The 20359-nt window shown below is 60.4% G+C and carries 16 protein-coding genes and 1 other RNA gene; 7 read left to right on the top strand and 10 right to left on the bottom strand.

The genetic code is table 11. The features are described 5' to 3' along the window. The 4 genes from V7080_RS10610 to V7080_RS10595 all read left to right on the top strand — a co-directional run. On the top strand, nucleotides 1-304 hold a 304-nt coding region (locus V7080_RS10610; protein ID WP_334188364.1), incomplete at its 5' end, for a prolipoprotein diacylglyceryl transferase family protein. A gap of 33 nt (nucleotides 305-337) precedes the next feature. After that, entirely contained in the window at nucleotides 338-1300 is a 963-nt protein-coding gene (locus V7080_RS10605; protein WP_334188363.1) for a Bug family tripartite tricarboxylate transporter substrate binding protein, read from the top strand. Nucleotides 1301-1320: 20 nt separating this feature from the next. After that, nucleotides 1321-2094, top strand: a complete 774-nt coding sequence (locus tag V7080_RS10600; RefSeq protein ID WP_334188362.1) for an enoyl-CoA hydratase/isomerase family protein — start codon at nucleotides 1321-1323, stop codon at nucleotides 2092-2094. A 12-nt stretch (nucleotides 2095-2106) separates the two neighbouring features. Then, nucleotides 2107-3627 (top strand): malonate--CoA ligase, encoded by a 1521-nt coding sequence (locus tag V7080_RS10595; RefSeq protein WP_334188361.1) that lies wholly within the window; start codon nucleotides 2107-2109, stop codon nucleotides 3625-3627. On the opposite strand, the gene V7080_RS10590 is transcribed toward V7080_RS10595, so the two are convergent. From V7080_RS10590 to V7080_RS10560, 7 genes are all read right to left on the bottom strand, one after another. Then, nucleotides 3620-4423: a sulfite exporter TauE/SafE family protein gene (locus V7080_RS10590; RefSeq protein WP_334188360.1), complete on the bottom strand. Its 804-nt coding sequence runs from the start codon at nucleotides 4421-4423 to the stop codon at nucleotides 3620-3622. The genes V7080_RS10595 and V7080_RS10590 overlap by 8 nt on opposite strands. Nucleotides 4424-4439: 16 nt before the next feature. After that, on the bottom strand, nucleotides 4440-4907 hold the full coding sequence (locus V7080_RS10585) for an EVE domain-containing protein (protein ID WP_334188365.1): 468 nt from the start codon (nucleotides 4905-4907) through the stop codon (nucleotides 4440-4442). A gap of 74 nt (nucleotides 4908-4981) precedes the next feature. Next, a non-coding RNA gene (gene ssrS, locus V7080_RS10580) (6S RNA) lies at nucleotides 4982-5162 on the bottom strand. A gap of 45 nt (nucleotides 5163-5207) precedes the next feature. Beyond that, complete coding sequence (locus tag V7080_RS10575; protein WP_334188359.1) at nucleotides 5208-5519, bottom strand: cell division protein ZapA; 312 nt, start codon at nucleotides 5517-5519, stop codon at nucleotides 5208-5210. Beyond that, complete coding sequence (locus tag V7080_RS10570; RefSeq protein WP_334188358.1) at nucleotides 5516-5752, bottom strand: DUF904 domain-containing protein; 237 nt, start codon at nucleotides 5750-5752, stop codon at nucleotides 5516-5518. Before V7080_RS10570 ends, V7080_RS10575 begins: the two co-directional genes overlap by 4 nt. A 54-nt stretch (nucleotides 5753-5806) precedes the next feature. Continuing rightward, the gene (locus tag V7080_RS10565) at nucleotides 5807-6367 is read right to left on the bottom strand and encodes a hypothetical protein (protein ID WP_334188357.1); all 561 of its coding nucleotides are present in this window, start codon (nucleotides 6365-6367) and stop codon (nucleotides 5807-5809) included. A gap of 156 nt (nucleotides 6368-6523) precedes the next feature. Next, nucleotides 6524-6817, bottom strand: coding sequence for a hypothetical protein (locus V7080_RS10560; RefSeq protein ID WP_334188356.1), 294 nt, complete (start codon nucleotides 6815-6817; stop codon nucleotides 6524-6526). Between V7080_RS10560 and V7080_RS10555 the strand changes: the two genes are divergently transcribed. Further along, nucleotides 6816-9542, top strand: a complete 2727-nt coding sequence (locus V7080_RS10555; RefSeq protein ID WP_334188355.1) for an EAL domain-containing protein — start codon at nucleotides 6816-6818, stop codon at nucleotides 9540-9542. The two genes, V7080_RS10560 and V7080_RS10555, sit on opposite strands and share 2 nt — an antisense overlap. Here V7080_RS10555 and V7080_RS10550 read toward each other — a convergent pair. From V7080_RS10550 to V7080_RS10540, 3 genes are all read right to left on the bottom strand, one after another. Then, nucleotides 9498-12158 carry an EAL domain-containing protein gene (locus V7080_RS10550; RefSeq protein ID WP_334188354.1) on the bottom strand — a complete coding sequence of 887 codons (2661 nt, stop codon included), beginning with the start codon at nucleotides 12156-12158 and terminating at the stop codon, nucleotides 9498-9500. The two genes, V7080_RS10555 and V7080_RS10550, sit on opposite strands and share 45 nt — an antisense overlap. 220 nt (nucleotides 12159-12378) lie before the next feature. Next, nucleotides 12379-15711 carry a UvrD-helicase domain-containing protein gene (locus V7080_RS10545; RefSeq protein WP_334188353.1) on the bottom strand — a complete coding sequence of 1111 codons (3333 nt, stop codon included), beginning with the start codon at nucleotides 15709-15711 and terminating at the stop codon, nucleotides 12379-12381. Continuing rightward, a complete protein-coding gene (locus V7080_RS10540; protein WP_334188352.1) occupies nucleotides 15711-18401 on the bottom strand; it encodes a PD-(D/E)XK nuclease family protein in 2691 nt (896 codons plus the stop codon). Before V7080_RS10540 ends, V7080_RS10545 begins: the two co-directional genes overlap by 1 nt. Nucleotides 18402-18746: 345 nt before the next feature. Here V7080_RS10540 and trxA point away from each other — a divergent pair, with 345 nt between their 5' ends. Both trxA and rho read left to right on the top strand, forming a co-directional pair. Continuing rightward, on the top strand, nucleotides 18747-19073 hold the full coding sequence (gene trxA, locus V7080_RS10535; RefSeq protein WP_334188351.1) for a thioredoxin TrxA: 327 nt from the start codon (nucleotides 18747-18749) through the stop codon (nucleotides 19071-19073). 277 nt (nucleotides 19074-19350) lie between these two features. Continuing rightward, nucleotides 19351-20359 (top strand): transcription termination factor Rho (rho, locus tag V7080_RS10530; RefSeq protein WP_334188350.1); only part of this gene is annotated, 1009 nt, incomplete at its 3' end.

Raw genomic sequence — 20359 nt, 5'->3', positions numbered from 1 at the left:
CTGGCCCAACATCGATAACCTGCCGCGTCATCCATCACCGATTTACCAGGCGCTTGTCGATGGCGTGCTGCTGTTCATCGTGTTGTGGCTGTTCGCCCGCAAAGCGCGGCCGATGATGGCGGTGAGCGGGGTCTTCGCGCTGGGGTATGGGTGCGCACGTTTTTTCACCGAGTATTTCCGCACACCGGATTACGAGGTGACCATCGCGGGCTGGACGATCTCGGCGGGGCAAATGTTGTCGGTTCCCATGATGATTCTCGGCATCGTGTTATTGTTGATTGCCTATCGAAAAAGGCGCCGTTAGAGCGTCGATACCAATCACTATGGAGACAAGCCAATGAACACCAGACGCATTTTCCTTGCGGCGGCATTCCTGCTGCCGTTTTCCGCCTTGGCCCAGTCCTGGCCCGCCAAACCCGTCACCTTCATCGTGCCCTTTCCCGCCGGCGGCGGAACCGATGCATTCGCCAGGCCGCTCGCCGCCCAACTGACAAAACAGCTCGGCCGGCAGGTGGTGATCGATAACCGGGGCGGCGCCGGTGGCACCCTCGGCGCGGGCATCGCCGCCAAGGCTGCGCCGGACGGCTATACCTTTTTCATCGGCGGGGCTCACCATGCCATTGCACCGTCGATATACCCGAAACTTGATTACGACATCCAGAGGGACTTCACGCCGATCGCGCTGGTCGCCACGCCCCCGCAGGTCATCGTCGTAAATCCGCAGAAAGTACCGGCAACTGACCTCAAGTCCTTCGTCGAGTATGTAAAGAAGAATCCCGGCAAGCTGAACTACGGCTCGGCGGGCAACGGCACATCGCATCATCTCGCCGGCGAACTGTTCAAGATGCAGACCAGGACATTCATTACGCATATTCCCTATCGCGGTGCCGGTCCGGCGTTGCAGGACCTGATCGCCGGGCAGGTGGACATGATGTTCGATGGATTAGGGTCTTCCGCGCCGCACCTGAAAGGCGGGAGAATCAAGGCACTCGCTGTTGCATCGGCAACGCGCGCGCCCGGATTCCCGGACCTGCCGACCGCCGCTGAAGCCGGCGTGCCCGGGTACGAAGTCTCTACCTGGTATGGCATGTGGGCACCCAAAGGCACACCGCCCGAGGTGGTGGACCGGATGGCCGCAGAAGTGCAAAAAGCGCTCGCATCGCCCGAGCTGAAAGCCGCCTGGAACAATAGCGGCTCCGACATTCCGCAACTGACGCAGGCCAAGTTCGGCGCCATGGTGGATGCGGAAATCAAACGATGGGCAGATGTGGTCAAGGCAGCCGGCGTAAAGCTGGAGTGACGCTACAGGAAACCAAACTCATGTCAGAAATCCGTGTTGACAAGGAAGGCGTCATTGCAAGGGTGACGCTGTCAAATCCGGGCAAGCTCAATGCCATCAACATATCGATGTGGCATGGGCTTGCACAGTGTTTTGCAGCCCTGTCCGCCGATCAGGCCTTGCGCTGCGTGATCATTCAGGGAGAGGGCGGCAACTTTGCCGCCGGCGCGGATATCGATGAATTCGCCACCGTGCGCAGCAATCATGAACAAGGCATGGCTTACCACACCATCAGCATCGCCGGTGCACTGGAAGCAATTGCCGCCTGCATCCATCCGACGATCGCCGCCATCGATGGCGTGTGCGTCGGCGGCGGCCTGGAAATCGCCTGTGCCTGCGATCTCCGCATCGCCGCGCCGTCATCCCGCTTCGGCATCCCCATCAACAAACTTGGGTTTCCCCTGGCGCCGGGAGAGTTGCAAGGCCTGCTGCAACTGGTCGGCAAGGCGGCTGCATTGGAAATACTGCTGGAGGGGCGCGTCTTCGACGCGGCGGAAGCGAAGGACAAGGGATTGATTCATCGCATCGTCGACGATGTACATGCCGACGCCGGATCTACCGCCGAACGTATCGCACGAGGCGCGCCATTGGCCGCCCGCATGAACAAGCTGCTGGTGCGGCGGCTATCACTCCACCCTGCCCCGCTGACTGCCGATGAGCTGCGCGCCGCCTTTGCATTTTTCGACTCCGCGGATTATCGCGAAGGAGTGCGGGCATTCATCGAGAAACGCACACCTGATTTCACCGGCCGCTAACTTTTTTTAATAATGAACGCCAATCTTTACACCCTGTTCCAATCCTGTTTTCCGGAAGATAAATCTGCCTGCTGCATCGAAACCCATGATGGCCTGTACTACTCATGGAATGATCTGGACAGGGCAAGCGCGAAAATCGCAAACCTACTGTCCGGATTGGATCTGCCGAGCAATTCGCGCATCGCCGTGCAGGTCGAAAAGTCGCCGGAAGCCTTGATCCTCTATCTGGCGACACTGCGGGCAGGCCATGTTTTTCTCCCGCTGAACACCGCCTATCGTGCGGCAGAGATCGAGTATTTCATAGGCAACGCCGAACCGGCGGTGGTGGTTTGCTCGCCCGGCAATTTCGGATGGGTGTCGCAAATTGCATTCAAGCTGGGCACTAGGCATGTATTCACACTTGGTGACGACAGGCAGGGTTCCCTGCTCACGAGAGCCGCGCTGCAGTCGAACAGCTTCAACACCGTCGAACGCAAGCCCGATGACCTTGCCGCCATCCTGTACACCTCGGGCACCACCGGCCGCAGCAAGGGTGCGATGCTCACCCATGACAATCTCGCCTCGAACGCCAAGGTATTGAAGGACTACTGGCAATGGCAACCGGGCGACGTGCTGTTGCATGCGCTGCCCCTTTTCCATGTGCACGGACTGTTCGTTGCGTCGCACGGCGCGCTGCTCAATGGCAGCAAGATGATCTTCCTGCCCAGGTTCGACAGCAAGGAAGTGATCCGCCATCTGCCCCGCGCCACGGTCTTCATGGGCGTACCGACCTACTATGTTCGCCTGCTCACGGAAGCGGGTTTCGACCGGGCGGCTTGCGAGCACATGCGGCTCTTCATCTCCGGGTCGGCGCCGCTCCTGCTGGATACATTTGAAAGCTTCATCGAACGTACCGGACACACCATCCTCGAACGTTACGGCATGAGCGAAACCACGATGCTGGTATCCAATCCCTATGATGGCGAACGCATCGGCGGCACGGTCGGCCTGCCCTTGCCGGGTGTGTCCGTACGCGTCGTTTCCAGCGAGGGCAAGGAATGCGGAACGGACGAAATCGGCGACATCCAGGTCAAGGGACCCAATGTATTTTCCGGTTACTGGCGCATGCCGGAAAAGACGGCGGAGGAATTCACCTCCGACGGATATTTCAAGACCGGCGATGTCGGAAGATTCGACGCCAAGGGTTATCTGTCCATCGTCGGACGCAGCAAGGACCTGATTATTTCCGGCGGCTATAACGTCTACCCGAAGGAAATCGAAGCGGTCATTGACGAGATCGACGGCGTGGTTGAATCTGCGGTGATCGGCGTGCCACACCCCGACTTCGGCGAAGCGGTGACGGCGATCGTGGTCAGGAGTCCCGGCGTGACGCTGGAGGAAGACGCCGTCATCAGCAAATTGAAAGGAAGGATCGCCAATTTCAAGGTACCCAAGCGCATCTTCTTCGTCGCCGAACTGCCGAGAAATACCATGGGCAAGGTGCAGAAGAACGTACTGCGCGAGCAGTTCTCGCCGGAGCGGCAGGCTACCTGAATGCCTTGTAAAGCATGTAGGCTGCCAGTGCATACAACATGAAGGCGAACACCTTCTTCAGCGATTTGACGGGAAGCGCATGCGCGGTGCGTGCGCCGAGGGGCGCGGTGCTGACACTCGCAATGGCGATCACCAGCAATGCCGGCAGATAGATATAACCGAGCGATCCGGCCGGCAGGTTTGGCACATTCAATCCGAAGAAGATATTCGACAGCGTTCCGGCAAACGCGATCGGAAAGCCGAGCGCGGCGCTGGTCGCAACGGCATTATGAATCTTCACGTTGCACCAGGTCATGAACGGCACGGATACGAATCCGCCGCCGGCGCCAACCAGGCCGGACAGCACGCCGATCGTCCCGCCCGCGGCAGTCATGCCCGCCGGCCCCGGCAGGTCGCGCGATGCGGCCGGCTTCCGGTCGAACAGCATCTGCGTCGCGGAGAAGGTAACGAACAGCCCGAAGAAAGTGGCGAGCGCCGCGGAATTCATCTGCGCGCCGATCCATGGTCCGATCCATGAACCGATCAGGATACCGGGCGTGAACAATTTGACGATACGCCAGATGACTGCGCCGCGTGCATGATGGGCCCGCACCGACGAGATCGAGGTGAACATGATCGTCGCAAGCGAGGTGGCGATCGCCATGTGCACGATATGCTCGGTGGGAAACGCCTTCGCGGTCAGGATCATGGTCATGAACGGCACCAGCAACATGCCGCCACCGATGCCAAGCAAGCCAGCGGCGAAACCAACCGCCGCACCCAGCACCAGCAAGATGCCGATTAAAGTCAGATCCATTCAAACGTCTTTCTCATCAGGTTGGCATGTCCAGTTCGCGCATGATGCAACGCCATTCAGCCGGAGCGACCGGCGTGATCGACAAGCGATTCCCGCGCCGTAGCACCTGCATGTCCGCCAGGTCGGGATGCGCGCGCAGTTCTGCCAGGGGCATCAAACGCGTCCTCCTCTTCGCCCTGACATCGATCAGCATCCATCGGGGTGTTTCAGGTGTGGCCGCCGGATCGAAATACGGACTGCGGGCATCGAACTGCGTCGGGTCGGGATATGGCGTGCTGGCCACCTCCGCCACACCGGCAATTCCCGGCTGCGGACAACTCGAGTGATAGAACAGCACCCCGTCGCCGACGCGCATCCGGTCGCGCATGAAATTGCGCGCTTGATAATTTCGCACTCCGATCCACGGCACGACAGCATTCGGCGCAGCCAGCACATCATCAATGCTGGTCTCGTCCGGTTCCGATTTCATCAGCCAGTACTGCATGTTCATGATCCGTGAGTGATCCGCGAATGAGGCGCGCACAAAAAAGCGGCTGCATAAAATGCAGCCGCCTGGAATTTAGCCCCGCCTGTGCCGTTTTTGCCGGCATCCCGAACCAAAGGGTTCAAGGTGGTCACAGTTAGTTCAATTTCGGGTTCATCGGACTAGCGACGCGCACTCCCATCGAACGAATTTCCGCAACCGATGCACATAAATGGTTCAAGGAATATATGACAATCGCGAACACGGCAGGAGGTTTTAGTGTAACCGAATCGGACTTTCTGTCAAAGGGTTTGGCGAAATTTAAAAGAGATTTTCTTGCGGCGCGAGGGCGGCATCAAGCACGGCGTGCATGGAAGAAATCTTTTGCCTGACTTCCGACAGCGACATGTCTGCCAGCGGGCCGTCGGGTAATTTCGACGAAAGAAATTCTGCGGCGATTCCAAGCGCAGCCATCACCGCGATGCGGTCATTGCCCTTGATCTTGCCGGCATCGCGAATGGCGCACATCTTCCCATCGAGGTAGGCAACCGCTTCACGCAATGCGGCTTCCTCACCATCCTTGCAGGCGAGCTTGTACGGTTGTCCCATGATGGTGACGTCAAGCTGGATCATGTGATCTCCTCATCATGGTTCGGCACCGGAATTTTTTCCAGTAATGCGGACACGCGCTGATGCGCTTCCTGTATGCGCCGCGCAAGGTCGGCGTTTTCCTCGGTCAGCGCCGCCATTCCCAGCCGGAGGTCGGTATTCTCGCGCCGCAGGTTCTGCACGAGTTCCGCCAGGCGGCTGATTTTTTCGGAAAGAAGATGAAATTCGGAAACCATGCTGCAACTATAGAGGCGCAAGCGATTTTCCGTCAATAGATTCAATCACTTGGAAATCTTTTTTCATGGCACGTGTCATCTGCAACAACTTGGGCTTGACCGGCAGGAAGGAAAGAAATACATAAAACTCCCGGACGCTTGACCTCGGCTCATTTTGACGCGCACTTCCATCTCCGCATCCGAACCCGTCCTGTGGACGGCAGCATCGCTACTCTTCCCAATGGTCTTTAGGAGCAGCAGGCAATGGCGCAGTCCGTTTCGTAGAAGACGTGGCACGTTTGCGGTCGATGATGCACGCACAGATGCGCTTCGCTGTGCGTGCCGCGCCGGCTTGATTGCATTCTGTTCGATGGCGGTCTTCCGTTCATCGCCGGCCGCACCGCACTCTCTGATGATGTCGATCATCCGGTCCACGCTCTCCACGTCTTTCTGTTTTGTGACGCCGGCCTCATCGACCGGCTTCGCGCCAGGATATTGGCCTGGACCGCGATGCCACAGACGAAAAGACCCGGCAAACGAGCAGGCCGGAAACGATGCCAAAACCAAGGCATGGCCATGTACCCATACGCTACGAAGAACATTTGGTTTGATGGGTTGCCCCTGCTGATGTGACGCAAGGCATGCAATGATCGTCATGCCGCCAGTTATTCGATGAGACCCTTCCCCGCGCCGGACACGAACTAGCTGATATCCATCAGGATGCCCTGGGTCGGCTCTTCCGGCGCTTTATCGATCTGCAATCCAGTACGAGGCCACAGCAGATGTCTTGCCGACACCAGTTAACGCGGTTGTTCACGACAAGACACTTCCAAAATTGAGCATATTGCAATAAAACAATGACAACATGAAGAGTCCATTTTTCGTTATATGGGCTTTGGGTAAATCATTACTGACGGAACTTTTGCACCCGGCGGCACCTCTTATCGAAACAACATTTGATACTGCGCCATAAGCACGCGTACGTCGGCATGTATCTTCAGTGAGCCACCTTTCGTCGATGGCTGTCGTATTCAACTCCTGTCCATCCCATTTCCCAGAGACGGTGGAATCCTCGGACTCCGCCGGAGCACCTTTAACGATACGCATGCTGCAACCCTCCAGTGTTCGAACGCAGTACAGACGCTTTGCCCAAATTGCCGGAATCATCGTAGCGTTGGCGGGGGTTGCGGTATTGACAGGCTGGCTGACCTCCACCTGGATACTCACTTCATTCCTCCCGGGACAATTGACGGTCAAGTTCAATGCCGGCATTTGCATGATCCTTTCCGGCACGGCCTTGTGCTTGCTGGCGGCACGTCCCTCCGGAAAATTTGCCGTACTGGCGATTCAGGCTGCCGCGTTGCTTACCGCAGTGATCGGTTTGCTGACATTGGCGGAGTATGCAACCGGCAGTGACTTCGGCATCGACCAACTATTCGTTACGGAACAGCCGTCGCGATCGACTCTATCGCCCGGGCGCATGTCCGCCGTTGCCGCCCTCATTTTCACGCTCGTCGGAACCGCGCTCTTCGTCGCTGCAAGGAATGCCCGGGCCAATTGGACGGATGCGCTGGTGCTTATCGCGATGTGCAATGCACTCATTCCGGCCATCGGATATCTATATGGGCGCAGTGCGCTGTACGAGACACCTTATTTCGGTACCGTTGCATTGCCAAGCACCCTTCTATCCATCCTGCTGTGCGCCGGCTTTCTGGCAGCGCGCCCTGATCGTGGCCTGATGGCGCTCATTACGAACCGCAGCGCAGGCGGCATTACCGCACGCATGCTTTTGCCTTCCGCCATATTGATTCCGATCGTCATCGACCGTATCCAGTTCTGGGGACAGGAAGCAGGCGTGTTCGATGCAACGTTCGGGCTGGTGCTGTACACCCTTTCCACCATGGCGCTCTTTACCGCCCTCATCCTGTGGAATGCGCGGCTGCTTCTGCAACTCGATATGCAGCGGGACCGGGCGGAGCACGACGTGCAACAGGCGCTGGACAAGTTGAAAAGCAATATCGATGCGCTATCGCAATCCAACCGGCAGCTGCAGGAGGAGATCGTCGAGCGCAGCGCCGCCGAGGAGCGGCTGGTGCATCAGCATGAACGGATGAACGTGACGCTGAAGTCCATCAGTGACGGCGTGATCACCACCGACGCCGACGGCAGGATCACCTACCTGAATCCGGCAGCGGAAAAGATGAGCGGCTGGTCTGCGGCCGACGCAAACGGCATGCCGATCAACAGCGTGTTCAAACTCGTGGATCCCGTATCCCGCGAGGCGGTCACTACGCCGATCGACATCGCGCTCCATGAAAACAGGCCATCCCATCTGCCTTCCAATTGCGTGCTGATTCACCGGGACGGTTCCGAATCGGCGGTGGACGATTCCTGCGCGCCGATGCACGACGGCGATGGCAAGGTGATTGGTGCGGTATTGGTTTTCCGCGATGTCAGCGCTTTGCGTACGATGACGCAGCGCATGACTTATCTTGCGCAGCATGATTTCCTCACGGATCTGCCGAACCGTGTCCTGTTGAATGAGCGGCTATCGCATGCGATCGCACTGGCGCTGCGACACGGCACGAGGACGGCGCTGATGTTCCTGGATATCGATCGCTTCAAGCATGTCAACGATACATTGGGCCATCTCGTCGGGGATCATCTGTTGCAGGAGATTGCGCGGCGCCTCAAGGCATGCATGCGTGAAACGGACACCATCTCCCGCCAGGGCGGCGACGAATTCATCATTCTGCTGCACGAAGTCAGCGACACCATCGGGGCGGCACGGGCGGCCCATCAGCTTCTGACGGCAATCAGCGCGCCCTACTTCATCGACGGCCATGAGCTGCATATTTCAGGCAGCATCGGCATAAGCATCTGCCCCGAGGACGGCGAAGATAGCGAAACCATCATCAAGCATGCGGACGCGGCGATGTACCAGGCCAAGGCGCAGGGACGAAACAACTACCAGTTCTTCGCCCGTCACATTAATGAGCGGGCGGTACAGCGCTTCGCGCTCGAAGGAAGCCTTCGAAAGGCCATCGCGCGGGAAGAATCCATCCTGTATTTCCAGCCCAAGCTAAACATTGCTACCGGCCGGCTGACCGGCGCCGAAGCACTGCTGCGCTGGCATTCGGCGGACAACACCGTCCTGCTGCCAGCGCAGTTCATCGCGATCGCGGAGGAAAGCGGCCTGATCGTCCAGATGGGCGAATGGGTGCTGCGCGAAGCCTGCCGGCAGAACCGCGCATGGCAGGATGCAGGCTATCCGCCGATCCCGATATCGGTCAACGTATCGGCGGTACAGTTCAAGGACAAGAATTTCCTGCAGCTTGTGTCGCGGGTATTGCACGAGACACGCCTCGAACCGCGCTATCTTGAACTGGAACTGACAGAGAGCGTGACGATGCAGGACATGGAAGTCACCATCGCGCTTCTGGAGAGTCTGAAGGATATCGGCGTCGCCCTGTCGATCGACGACTTCGGCACCGGCTATTCCAGCCTCAGCTACCTGAAGCGCTTTCCGATCGATACGATCAAGATCGACAAATCCTTTGTGCAGGATATCGTCGGCGACCCCGACAGCGCGGCGATCATCTGCACCATCATCAGCATGGCGAAGATCCTGAAACAAAAGGTGATCGCCGAAGGCGTGGAAACGGTGGAGCAGTTCCGCTTCCTGCAGCAGCAGGAGTGCGATGAAATCCAGGGTTACTACTTCAGTCCGCCGCTGCCGGGTGATCAATTCGAGAACCAGATCCTGCAACGCATCGGCGTCCGGCCTCTACCGATGCGCAGCGACGTCCGGCATGGAACCAGAACGCATTAGCAATGCGCGAAAACGATCTGCGGGCAACGGTTCGCTGTAAAGATTGCCTTGCATTTCATCGCAACCCGCGTCACGCAGGAACTGCAGTTGCTCGTTCGACTCCACGCCTTCCGCAATGACCCGAAGATTCAGGCTGTGGCCGAGGGAGATCACGAGGCGGACGATGGCCGCATCGTCCGGGTCGGTGGCGAGGTCGCGCACGAATGAACGATCGATCTTCAGTCGGTCCAGCGGAAAGCGCTTCAGATAACTGAGGCAGGAATAACCCGTGCCGAAATCGTCGATTGACAATTCGACGCCAAGTTCTTTCAGCGCCCGCATGGTCGCACCGAATTGCTCGGCACTGCCCATCACCATGCTCTCCGTCAATTCAAGTTCAATGAATCGGGCGTCAAGGTCGCTGTCGCCGAGCACCGCGGCGACCGATTGCGCCAGTCCGGGCTGGCGGAATTCGTGGGCGGACAGATTGACCGATACCGTAATCGGGCGCAGTCCTTCATCCTGCCACGCCTTGTTCTGCCTGCAGGCCGTGTGCAGCACCCAGCTTCCGATCGGCACAATCAGTCCGATTTCCTCCGCGAGCGGAATGAATTGCGACGGCGGGATCATGCCAAGCTCCTGGCTGCGCCAGCGTATCAACGCCTCCGCCCCGATCAGTTCACCGCTCCGCAGGTCTATCTTGGGTTGATAATACAGTTCGAATTCTTCACGTTCGACAGCACGCCGCAACGCGTTGCCGAGCACGATGCGCTCCTTCGTGCGGATGCTCATTTCCAGTGAATAGAACTGGAAACCGTTACCGTGGCCGACCTCGCGCTTGGCCCGGTACATGGCGATGTCGGCGTTCTGCAGCAGGGTTTCGCTGTCGGCGCCATCGCCGGGATAAACGGTGGCGCCGATGCTCGGCGTGATATGCAGCCGCTGGTTGCCGACCGTGAAGGGCTGCGCGAAGGCGCGCAATATCTTGGCAGCGATGTGCGCCGCGCCCTCGGCATCGTTGAGATCGGACAGCAGGATGATGAATTCGTCGCCACCCTGGCGCGACACCGTGTCGCCCTTGCGCACTTGCTGCTGCAGCCTGACGGCGGCTTCCTTGAGCAAGGCATCGCCGAATGCATGGCCGACGCTGTCGTTGATGTCCTTGAAACGATCCAGGTCGATGACCAGCAGCGCAAGCATCCGGTTTTTGCGTTGCGCATGCAGCATCGCCTGGGCAAGGCGATCCGCCAGAAGGTTGCGGTTGGCCAGCCCGGTCAGCGCATCGTGACTGGCCATATATTTGATGTGCGCCTCGTAATTCTTCCGTTCGCTGATGTCGCTGGCCACGCCGTCGATGCGCAGCAGGCGCCCGGCACTGTCATAAACCGCCTTGGTTTTGTCTTCCAGCCAGCGGATGCTGCCGTCGGGACGCACGATCCGGTACTCATGCACGAGCGCGCCGCGACGGCGCAGTTTCTCCAGCGCGGCGCGGACTTTGGGCTGATCGTGCGGATGAATGGCGGAAAACCAGGTATCCCGGTTGCGGTAAAAGTCCGCAAGCGGCCTGCCGTAGATCCGCTCCGCGACGGCATTGATATACAGGAATTCGGTGCTGGAGGCCGACCAGACGATGTTGTCGATCGAATCGAGAATGCCGGCCAGCTTCTGCTCGGTCTCTATCAGAGCCTGGTCGGCCTTCACCCGCGCGATCTCGGTGCGAAAGCCGGTGATGCCGTAGGCAATGTCGTTCGCCAGCTCCTCGAACATCGTGATCTGGTCTGGGCCGAATTCATGCGGCTGGGCTTCATAAATGGTGAGCGCGCCGAATACCCGGTTGCCGTCCTTGAGCGGCAGCGACGTGACGGAGAAATAGCCGTGGTTCAATGCGTGCTGGCGCCACCCACCCGCATCGGCGGCAGTCACGTCGGTAACCACGCAAGGCCGGCCCGACCGGATGGCGATGGCGGCCGGGCTGTCGCCATCGGCATGGTCGATACGGCGCCTGGGCAGTTCGCTCAGATAGCGGCTGGCTTCGCCGGCCCGCGCCACCGGGCGGATGCAGCGGGCGCCTTCGTCGACATAGCCTATCCAGGCCATCCGGTAGCCGCCCACTTCCACCATGATGCGGCACATCTCCCGCAGCAGTTGCGCTTCCGCATTGGCGTGGACGAGCGCATGATTGCATTCCGCCATGACGCGGCGGGCACGGAAAATCCGCCGTGCCGCCTTTTCCACCCGGTCCTGTTCACCCTTGAGGCGGGTCTGCTCGATTGCAGTCTGGATCGAATCCGGCAGGCGGCTGAGCTGGTTAGGTGTCTTGAGCAGGTAATCCGCCGCGCCGCGCTTCATCGCCTCGACTGCGATCTCTGCCGATCCTGTGCCGGTCAGGATGACCACAGGCGTATGGGGATGCTGGGCCTTGACGGTATCGATGATCTGCAGACCGTGGAATCCGCCGATATTGAAATCGCTGAGCACCAGGTCGAATTGACCGCATGCCATCAGTGTTTCGACATCACGGCGGCTGGCAGCTTCCGTCAGACTGAACTGGGTATTGTTGCGTTGCAGAATACGCCGAACCAGATCGCGGTCACTGCTGGAATCGTCGACGTACAGGATATGGTGCATCGGATTCATCGGATGCCACCGGCAAACGAGTATGGATAGACTGCCCTATGGAATGCAGCCATTCAGCGCCTCCCTGACTCCACAAAATGGGAAATTGCGTTTAAATATGGAAACGCTTTTCATCCATTCTAGGTTTGCGTTCCTTAATGCAATTGATATTTGTCAACACTGCTGAAACCACCTGGTGCCCCTGTCGCGGGGCTTCCACGTCGGCGCCGACACTTCCTCGTCAATCGATCGGATGCAACCGGCCGTCGGCGCTGATCAATGCGGTAAATACTTTGTTATCCGGGAAGACCTGTCGCGCCGCGTCCCGGTAACGGGCGAGCTGCTCCCGGTACGCCGGAAGCTCGCTATCCAGCACGTCCCGCTTGTAATCCAGAATCCAGACTTCACCCTCAAACAGAACCGCACGGTCGAACCGCATGACCTCCCCGGCGATCATGACGTCCAGTTCATTGTGCGCGAGGCGGAAATGCGCCGGATTGAAGAAGCGCTCCAGTTCGGGCTGTGAAAGGATGGACAAGGCCTGTTCCCGCACGATGCCGGACAACGCCACCGGACAAGGCAACCATCGCGCCAGCGTCTCCGCGTCGGGTACATCGATCGGCCATTGCCGCCTGGCGGTGAGCCGTTCGAGCAATGCATGCAGTGCCACGCCCTCATCGATAGCGTCATTGCGGAATGCCCTGGCGTCGACGAGCATGCCGGGAACCGGCGGCGGGTCGAACAACGGCAGGCTGAACTCGTCCTCGCCCGCCAGGCCGCCCTGCGCCAGCGATCCGGCAACGTCGCCGAGATCGATCTGCTGTGCCGCCTGCAAGCGCTGGTACCAGCTGCCTTCCAGGGTGCCGTCGGCGAGCGCCCCGCGGCCGCCGGCGACGCCGCTGATGATCAGGATGCTTTTCGCACGCGTGGCGGCGACGTACAGCAGATTCCAGTCTTCCTGCTGCTTGAAGCTTTCTTCCGCAGCGAACAGCGCATCGCGCGCCGCGCCGCGCTCCTGCCTGCGGCCAAAAGCGGAGAAGTGGGTCGGCGCGTCGGCGTCCTGCGGCCAGTCGCAGAGGATGCCCAGATCATCACGCGCCGGATCGCTGTGATTGGCGTCGAGCAGCACGACGATCGGCGCCTCCAACCCCTTTGCGCTGTGGATGGTGAGGATGCGGACCGCATCGGCCGCGGCATCGATGCTGGCTTCGTCCGGCGCATCGGTCTGGGCGCCTTTTTTCAACACCTGCAGCGCGTCGATGAATTTCGGCAGGCTGGGGTAACGGCCGGCATCGAGATTCAGCGCAAGTTCAATAAAGGCTTCTATATTGCCCACGACCTGGCTGCGTACCAGCGGCGGGGCCGCTTGCGCATACCGCGCTACCAGTTCGCCCTGGTGCAGTATCACGTCGAGAAGATCATGCACGGGCAATCGCGGCGCGACGGCCAGCCATTGTTCAAGCAGCTGCGCGGCGCGTTGCATCTCCGCAGAGCCGCCGTCCCGGGCCAGCGTCTGCATGCAGGGCCACCAGGCTTCGCCCGACTGCCGGGAGCGCTCCGCCAGGGCGATCAGGTCCTCGTCCACCGCACCGGCGATCGGCGATTTCAATACATGGGCCAGGGCCCGGTTATCGCCCGGCACGATCAGGAAAGTCAGCAGCGCCATCAGGTCCGCGACCTCCAGCGATTCCAGCAAGCCGCCGCGCTTGTCGGAGACGAACGGGATGCCGGCCTCGCGCAGCGCGCTTTCATATGCGGTCAGATAGGCGCGCTTCTTCACCAGCATCATCACATCCGACCATGCCGCCGGACGGCCATTGCGGGCAGCGAGTTCGTCTTTTGCCCGCAGGATTGCCCGTGCCACCGCCCTGCCCTCATCAAGGCGGCGCGCATCCTCCTCCTCGGCGCGCGGCGTGATCAGGGGATCGCGCAGCACGAACAGCAGCGATACGTCGGCGTCCGTCGCCGGAGGGTGTACAAGCGGCAGGCGCCAGACTGCACCGCCTTCGGCGCCCAATGTGGTTTGCGCGGCAAAGATCGGATTACCGATGAAGCTTGCATTCAGCGCTTCGACAATCGCCTGCGCATTGCGCCGTGTCTGGTTGGTACGCAGGATGGCGGCACCTTGCGCCCCCAGCATGTCGCGGGCGGCGGTGAACACCCGGGGTTCCGCGCGCCGGAAACGGTAGATCGATTGCTTCGGGTCGCCGACGATGAAGACGCTCGGTTGCTGCGCATCCTCGCCATAGGCATTAAGCCAGGCGCGCACGATGCTCCATTGCAGCGGATTGGTGTCCTGGAACTCGTCCAGCAGGATGTGCTTGTAGCGCGAATCCAGCCGGCTTTGCAGATATGCGGCATGGTCTTCGTTGGTCAGCAGGCGATACGCATGCCACTCCAGGTCGCCGAAATCGAATACCCGTTGCTCGGCCTTGATGGACTGATAGCGCTCCAGGAATGCGGCGCCGACGGTGAACAACGCGGAGTTGAGTGCGATTACCTTCTGTTCGCCGCTGCGGCGGTGCAGCGCCTGCAAGGCTTCGCCGATGGCGGCAAATTCCTGCTCGAAACTGTCGGCGCCGCCGGGCCCGAGATTCTGCTCCAGTGCGGCGAGCAGCTTTCCGCGCCGGTGATCGTTGCCGCGCACGCTGCCCTTGTCATCGAAAAACTGCGTCAGGAGGTGCGCGAAACCTTCCAGGCTGGCGCCTGCGGTAAGGGCGCTTTCGATCGCGGTGGCGCGTTCCTGGTTGCGCTTGGCTCCCTGGCCGAGCAGCCAGGCCACATTGTGCAATCGGCCACAGAGGGTTCCGTCCTCCCATAAGCCGAGGCGCGCGTCGCATTCCGCGTCCTCGCCGCAAAGTTCCTGCAGCCATTGCAGCGGCACGCTGGCCGGCGCATCCGGCACGCGATGAGTGGACGCCCACCATTCGGCGCGCTTTTCGACGAATGCATCCAGCAGCCGGCCGGCATTCCAGTCGCCGACCAGTTCGTACAACATCAGCAACGCTTCGCGGGCTTCGGCATGGCTGTCGTCATTCAGCGATTGCATCAGCCTGCCATACGCATCCATCAGCAACTCGCCCGTGGCTTCGGTCAGGACGTAACCGTGCGGCACGCCGGAACTGAGGGGCGCGATCTGGATCAGCCGTGCGAACCAGCTATGAAAGGTGTCGATCGATAGGGTTTGCGGACTGGCGAGCACGCGCTCATACAGCCCCCTCGCCACCGGGAAAAGCTGCGGCAGATCCTGCTCCGGCACGCCACGCTCCAGGAGCAATTGCCGTACCTGCACGTCGGGTTGCAATGCGAGGTCGCGTAGCAACTGGATCAACCGATCGCGCATCTCCTGCGCGGCCTTGCGGGTGAAGGTGATGGCCAGCAGTTCAGCAGGTTCGGCGCCGGCCAGCAGGAGCCGCAACATGCGCCCCACCAGCAGCCAGGTCTTGCCGCTGCCGGCACAGGCCTCGACCACCACCGACCGTCGAGGGTCGCAGGCGATACGGGTGAATTGGTCGGCGCTGACCGCCTCGCCATTCATTTCATAAGCGCGCGGTGCCGCCTGGCGGAGACTCATCACCACACTCCCTTGCGGCACAATCCGCGCACATCGCAGTACTCGCAGACGCGGTTGATGCCATTGGGATGCAGGGGCGAGCCGGCGGCGATTGCGCGCAGCGCTCCCACCAGCCTCTCTTCCAGCGCGCGCTGCCATTCGAGGAATTGCTGTGCCTCGGCCGCGCCGGTCTTGTCCTTGGTCGCCTCCAGCGCGACATAATGTCCGTAGGCCGGCGGCACATCGGACAGCATGCCGTAGAAAGCGAGTTGATGATCCTCGCCCTCCTTCAGCTTGTCGCGCAATGCCTGCACATTCTTTGTCTTGTAATCGAGCACCGCACGCTCGCCAGCCTCGTTGTGGTCGATCCTGTCGATGCGGCCGTGGAGCGTAATTTTGCCGCCCTCCCAATGCAGATTCTTCTCGAACCACTGCTCACCCGCGACGAATTGCCAGCCGTCGGCCTCGCGCTGGTTCGCCCATTCCAGGTAAGCCGGCATGACTTTCTGCCAGCGCGCGTAATAGCCGAGAGCGGCGGCACTGCGGGCCAGCGCGGTGTCGAACACCTGCTTCGATATGTCCTGCAGCAGTTCGAGGCGCGCCGATTGCGGTACTTTCGTGTCGCGCACGGTTTCGTGGTACACGGTCAGGATCTTGTGCAGCCAATCGCCGTAATCACGCTTTTCCGGCATGTCCGACAGCTCGTCCATGCGGCTGAGACCAAGCATGCGGGTTGCGAAGAACTGGTATGGGCAGGCGACCAGGCTGTTGTAACCGCTGGCAGACAATCTGGCCGGCAGCAGGTGGGGCGCGGACGGGAACGGCATTCGCACCGGCAGCGTTCGCAGGCGGCGCGGGGCGATCTCGATAGGATGCGCCGGCATCGCAAGCGCCCCGGAACGTTCGAGCACGAGCTGCAACCGCTCCACCCAGCTGCTGACCGGGTTCGGCTCGCCGTCCTTCACCGCCTGCCAGGACAGCACCACTTCCGGGTTGACCGTCAACAGTTCGGCGAAATCGCGCATCTGCATGCGTTGCCGCATTTCCCGCGTAGCCAGTCCGAGCTGGCGCCGTACCCCGTTCGCAAAGAACAGGGTTTCGTTCAGTTGCGACGGCAGGTGCGAGGCATCGGCGCCCACCATCAGCACGGCATCGAAACGGCGCAGGCGCGCGCCGTTCAGTTGCAGCATCACCACCCGATGATCGATGTCGTCCGGCACGAACGGCGTGGCTTCCAGTTGCAGGCCAATGAATGCGCGCCACTCCGAGAAGGAAAAGTCATCCTGGGATGCGTCGCAATCCTGTTCCAGCGCATCCAGCAACGCGACCACCTGCGCACCGGCGGCATCGGCGGCCAGCGCCGCGTACATGCCGAGCGAATGCAATGCATGGGACGTGGCATCGACCCATTCCCGCAAGGTTTTGCGCCCGACGAGGAAGCGGGCCTGGTCGGCGATGCGCCGCAGCGAGTCCTGCGCCGGCGGATTGCCTTCCAGCGCTGCCAGAGCCGCCTCCCATCCGCCGAGCACATTGGCGCGCCGCAGCGCCGCCTCGATCGCCATGACGCGACCCGGCTTGTCGGCAAGATCGGCAAAGAGAAACGGCGACTTTAGCAAATCGAGCAATGTGCCGGTCTCGGCACGCGTCGCCACCACATCAAGGAGGGCCGCGATCGCCGATGCGGTGCGGGTGGTCGACAGCTTCCATCCGGTCTCATCCGAGACGTAGATTTCCGCCCGTTCCAGCAATGCCCGGATACGCCGCGCCACCACCCGGTCCTGGGCGATGATGGCGATGCACGACTTCTCCTGCTGCAGCCAGCGGATGACAATCTGTGCGCCACGCTGCGCTTCCTCCTCAAGGCTGCCGGCCGGACACAGTGATACGCCGTCCGGCGCAACCACGGATGCTTGTGCCTCGGCCTGGCTGCCCTCGTCGAGCAGCTCCGGCCAGGCCGTGGCATAGAGCGGATCGATCGCCGCGGCACGCCAGTCCGGGCGCACCGCCACGACCGCCTGCCGTTCGCCGTAGGCCGCCAGGAAGGCGCTTTCCATCGGGTCGGGTTCGGCGGCGCTGATCCATACCAGCGCCTCGCCGGCGGTGTCGGCCAGCCGCATCATGCGGGTGAATCGCACGGCTACCGGATCGTTGACATCGAGCTGGCTCTTCCACAATGACCACACCAGCTGCGCCTCGTCGGACAACAGATCGCGTGCCGGCGCCGATAATTGCTGCAACGCCATGTCCCACCGCTGGTCGGCGTCGTCGGGCGTGGCGTGGATGGATGGGGCAAGCGCCTGGGTCAGTTCATCAAACAGTGTCAGCAGGGTTTGCGCCAGCGGCAGCAGATCGGTATTGCGCCGGGCGGAAAACAGCTTCTTCAGCCACGCATGCTGCCGGAGCTGCGCATAGAGCGACATCAGGCGCTCGCTGTCGGACGTGGCGCTGCCGGCATCCGGAACGGGCGGCAATTGGGAAATCCATGACGACAAGGTCGTGATGCGAGGCGGGATGAATGCCGGCGGCAATTCCGCCACCAGTGCGTTCCTTAACAAATGGGCATGTGAAAAATGCGGGACCAGGACGCGTACCGCCGAGAAATCCGGTACGCGTTGCTCATCGTTACCAAGTACCCCATGTTCCAGCAATGCGCGCGCCGTCATGGACCAGAAGGCGGCGGAAGGCGGGATCAGTAAAGGATGGTGCAGCATGCGAATCTGTTATGTGGTTTGGCGCTTGGCAGTGCAGGATGGTCATTTACCCGGAATTGTCGGAGCGCGGCCAGTGCATGATGACGCCGTGCAAGCATGGGCCGCGATTCCCGCATTCTATTCGAGGCGGCATGGGAAATTGGTGTGTCATCCCACATTTTATGAAAATCGGTTATGATTTCCCCAATTCCCTGCCGTAGCACCTCTTGTCCCAGTCTTCAACGAACTTGAATTCGTGCACGACGTTCCCATTTATCAATTGCAGTACCGGACGTGTTGCCCCTAAGGCGAGCAGGAATTGCCGTCTTCGGTGCTGACCGATATTTCCCTTCCGTAGAGGAAACCATGAGCGATAACATTAAATACATTACCGACGCCTCCTTCGAATCCGACGTTCTCAAATCCGACAAACCCGTGCTCGTGGACTTCTGGGCTGAATGGTGCGGCCCCTGCAAAATGATTGCTCCGATCCTGGAAGAAGTCGCGAAGGAATACGATGGGAAACTGCAAATCGCGAAAATGGACGTGGATGCCAACCAATCGGTTCCTGCCAAGTTCGGCATCCGCGGCATTCCGACGCTGATCCTGTTCAAGAACGGTGAGCCGGCCGCCCAGAAGGTCGGTGCCATGGCGAAAGGCCAGCTGACCTCGTTTATCGATAGCAATATCTGATCCTGAAGCGGTTTTCAGGAATGATGAAGGAAGTCGAGACCGGCATGAAAAGCGGAACCGTACAACGGTACGGCACCCACCGACGGACCGGGATGGACACCTTCCAACTTTCTGAAAACCGCTTTGGTATGGCGGCGCGCTCGTGCCGCCAGCCCGGTTGAGGATCGCGCAACGCTAGGCTACACTCCGTCCTGCAAGCGCTCATCCTTTGCACTAACCCTTTTTATCCCACGCAGTTCCCTCCCCCACCCTATTTTTCCCGCACGGGACACTCACTATGCATTTATCTGAACTCAAGGCGCTCCATGTTTCCGCATTGCTGGACATGGCCATCGGACTCGAAATCGACAACGCCGCGCGCTTGCGCAAACAGGAATTGATGTTTGCGATCCTGAAAAAGCGCGCCAAAGGCGGCGAACAGATTTTCGGCGACGGCGCTCTGGAAGTGCTGCCGGACGGCTTCGGCTTCCTTCGCTCCCCGGACGCCAGTTACATGGCATCCACCGACGACATTTACATTTCTCCTTCCCAGATCCGCCGTTTCAACCTGCATACCGGCGATTCCATCGAAGGCGAAGTCCGGACCCCGAAAGACGGCGAGCGCTACTTTGCATTGGTGAAGGTGGACAAGGTCAACGGCGAACCGCCGGAAGCCTCGAAGCACCGCATCCTGTTTGAGAACCTGACGCCGCTGCACCCAAACCGGGTCATGACGCTCGAACGCGACATGCGAGGCGAGGAAAACATCACCGGCCGCATCATCGACATGATCGCGCCCATCGGCCGCGGCCAGCGCGGCCTCCTGGTGGCATCGCCAAAGTCAGGCAAATCGGTGATGCTGCAACACATCGCGCACGCGATCACGACCAATCATCCGGATACCAACCTGATTGTCCTGCTGATCGACGAACGTCCGGAAGAAGTGACGGAAATGCAGCGTTCGGTGCGCGGCGAAGTGGTTGCGTCGACCTTCGATGAACCGGCCACCCGCCACGTGCAGGTCGCGGAGATGGTGCTGGAAAAAGCCAAGCGCCTCGTGGAAATGAAGCGGGACGTCGTCATCCTGCTTGATTCGATCACCCGCCTGGCGCGCGCCTACAATACCGTCATCCCGGCATCCGGCAAGGTGCTGACCGGCGGTGTCGACGCTAACGCACTGCAGCGGCCGAAGCGATTCTTCGGCGCGGCACGCAACGTCGAAGAAGGCGGATCGCTGACCATCATCGCCACCGCGCTGATCGAAACCGGCAGCCGCATGGACGACGTGATCTACGAGGAATTCAAGG

The sequence above is a fragment of the Noviherbaspirillum sp. genome (assembly GCF_036846085.1).
Classification (GTDB): domain Bacteria; phylum Pseudomonadota; class Gammaproteobacteria; order Burkholderiales; family Burkholderiaceae_D; genus Noviherbaspirillum.
This window is presented reverse-complemented; position numbering and strand designations above follow the sequence as displayed.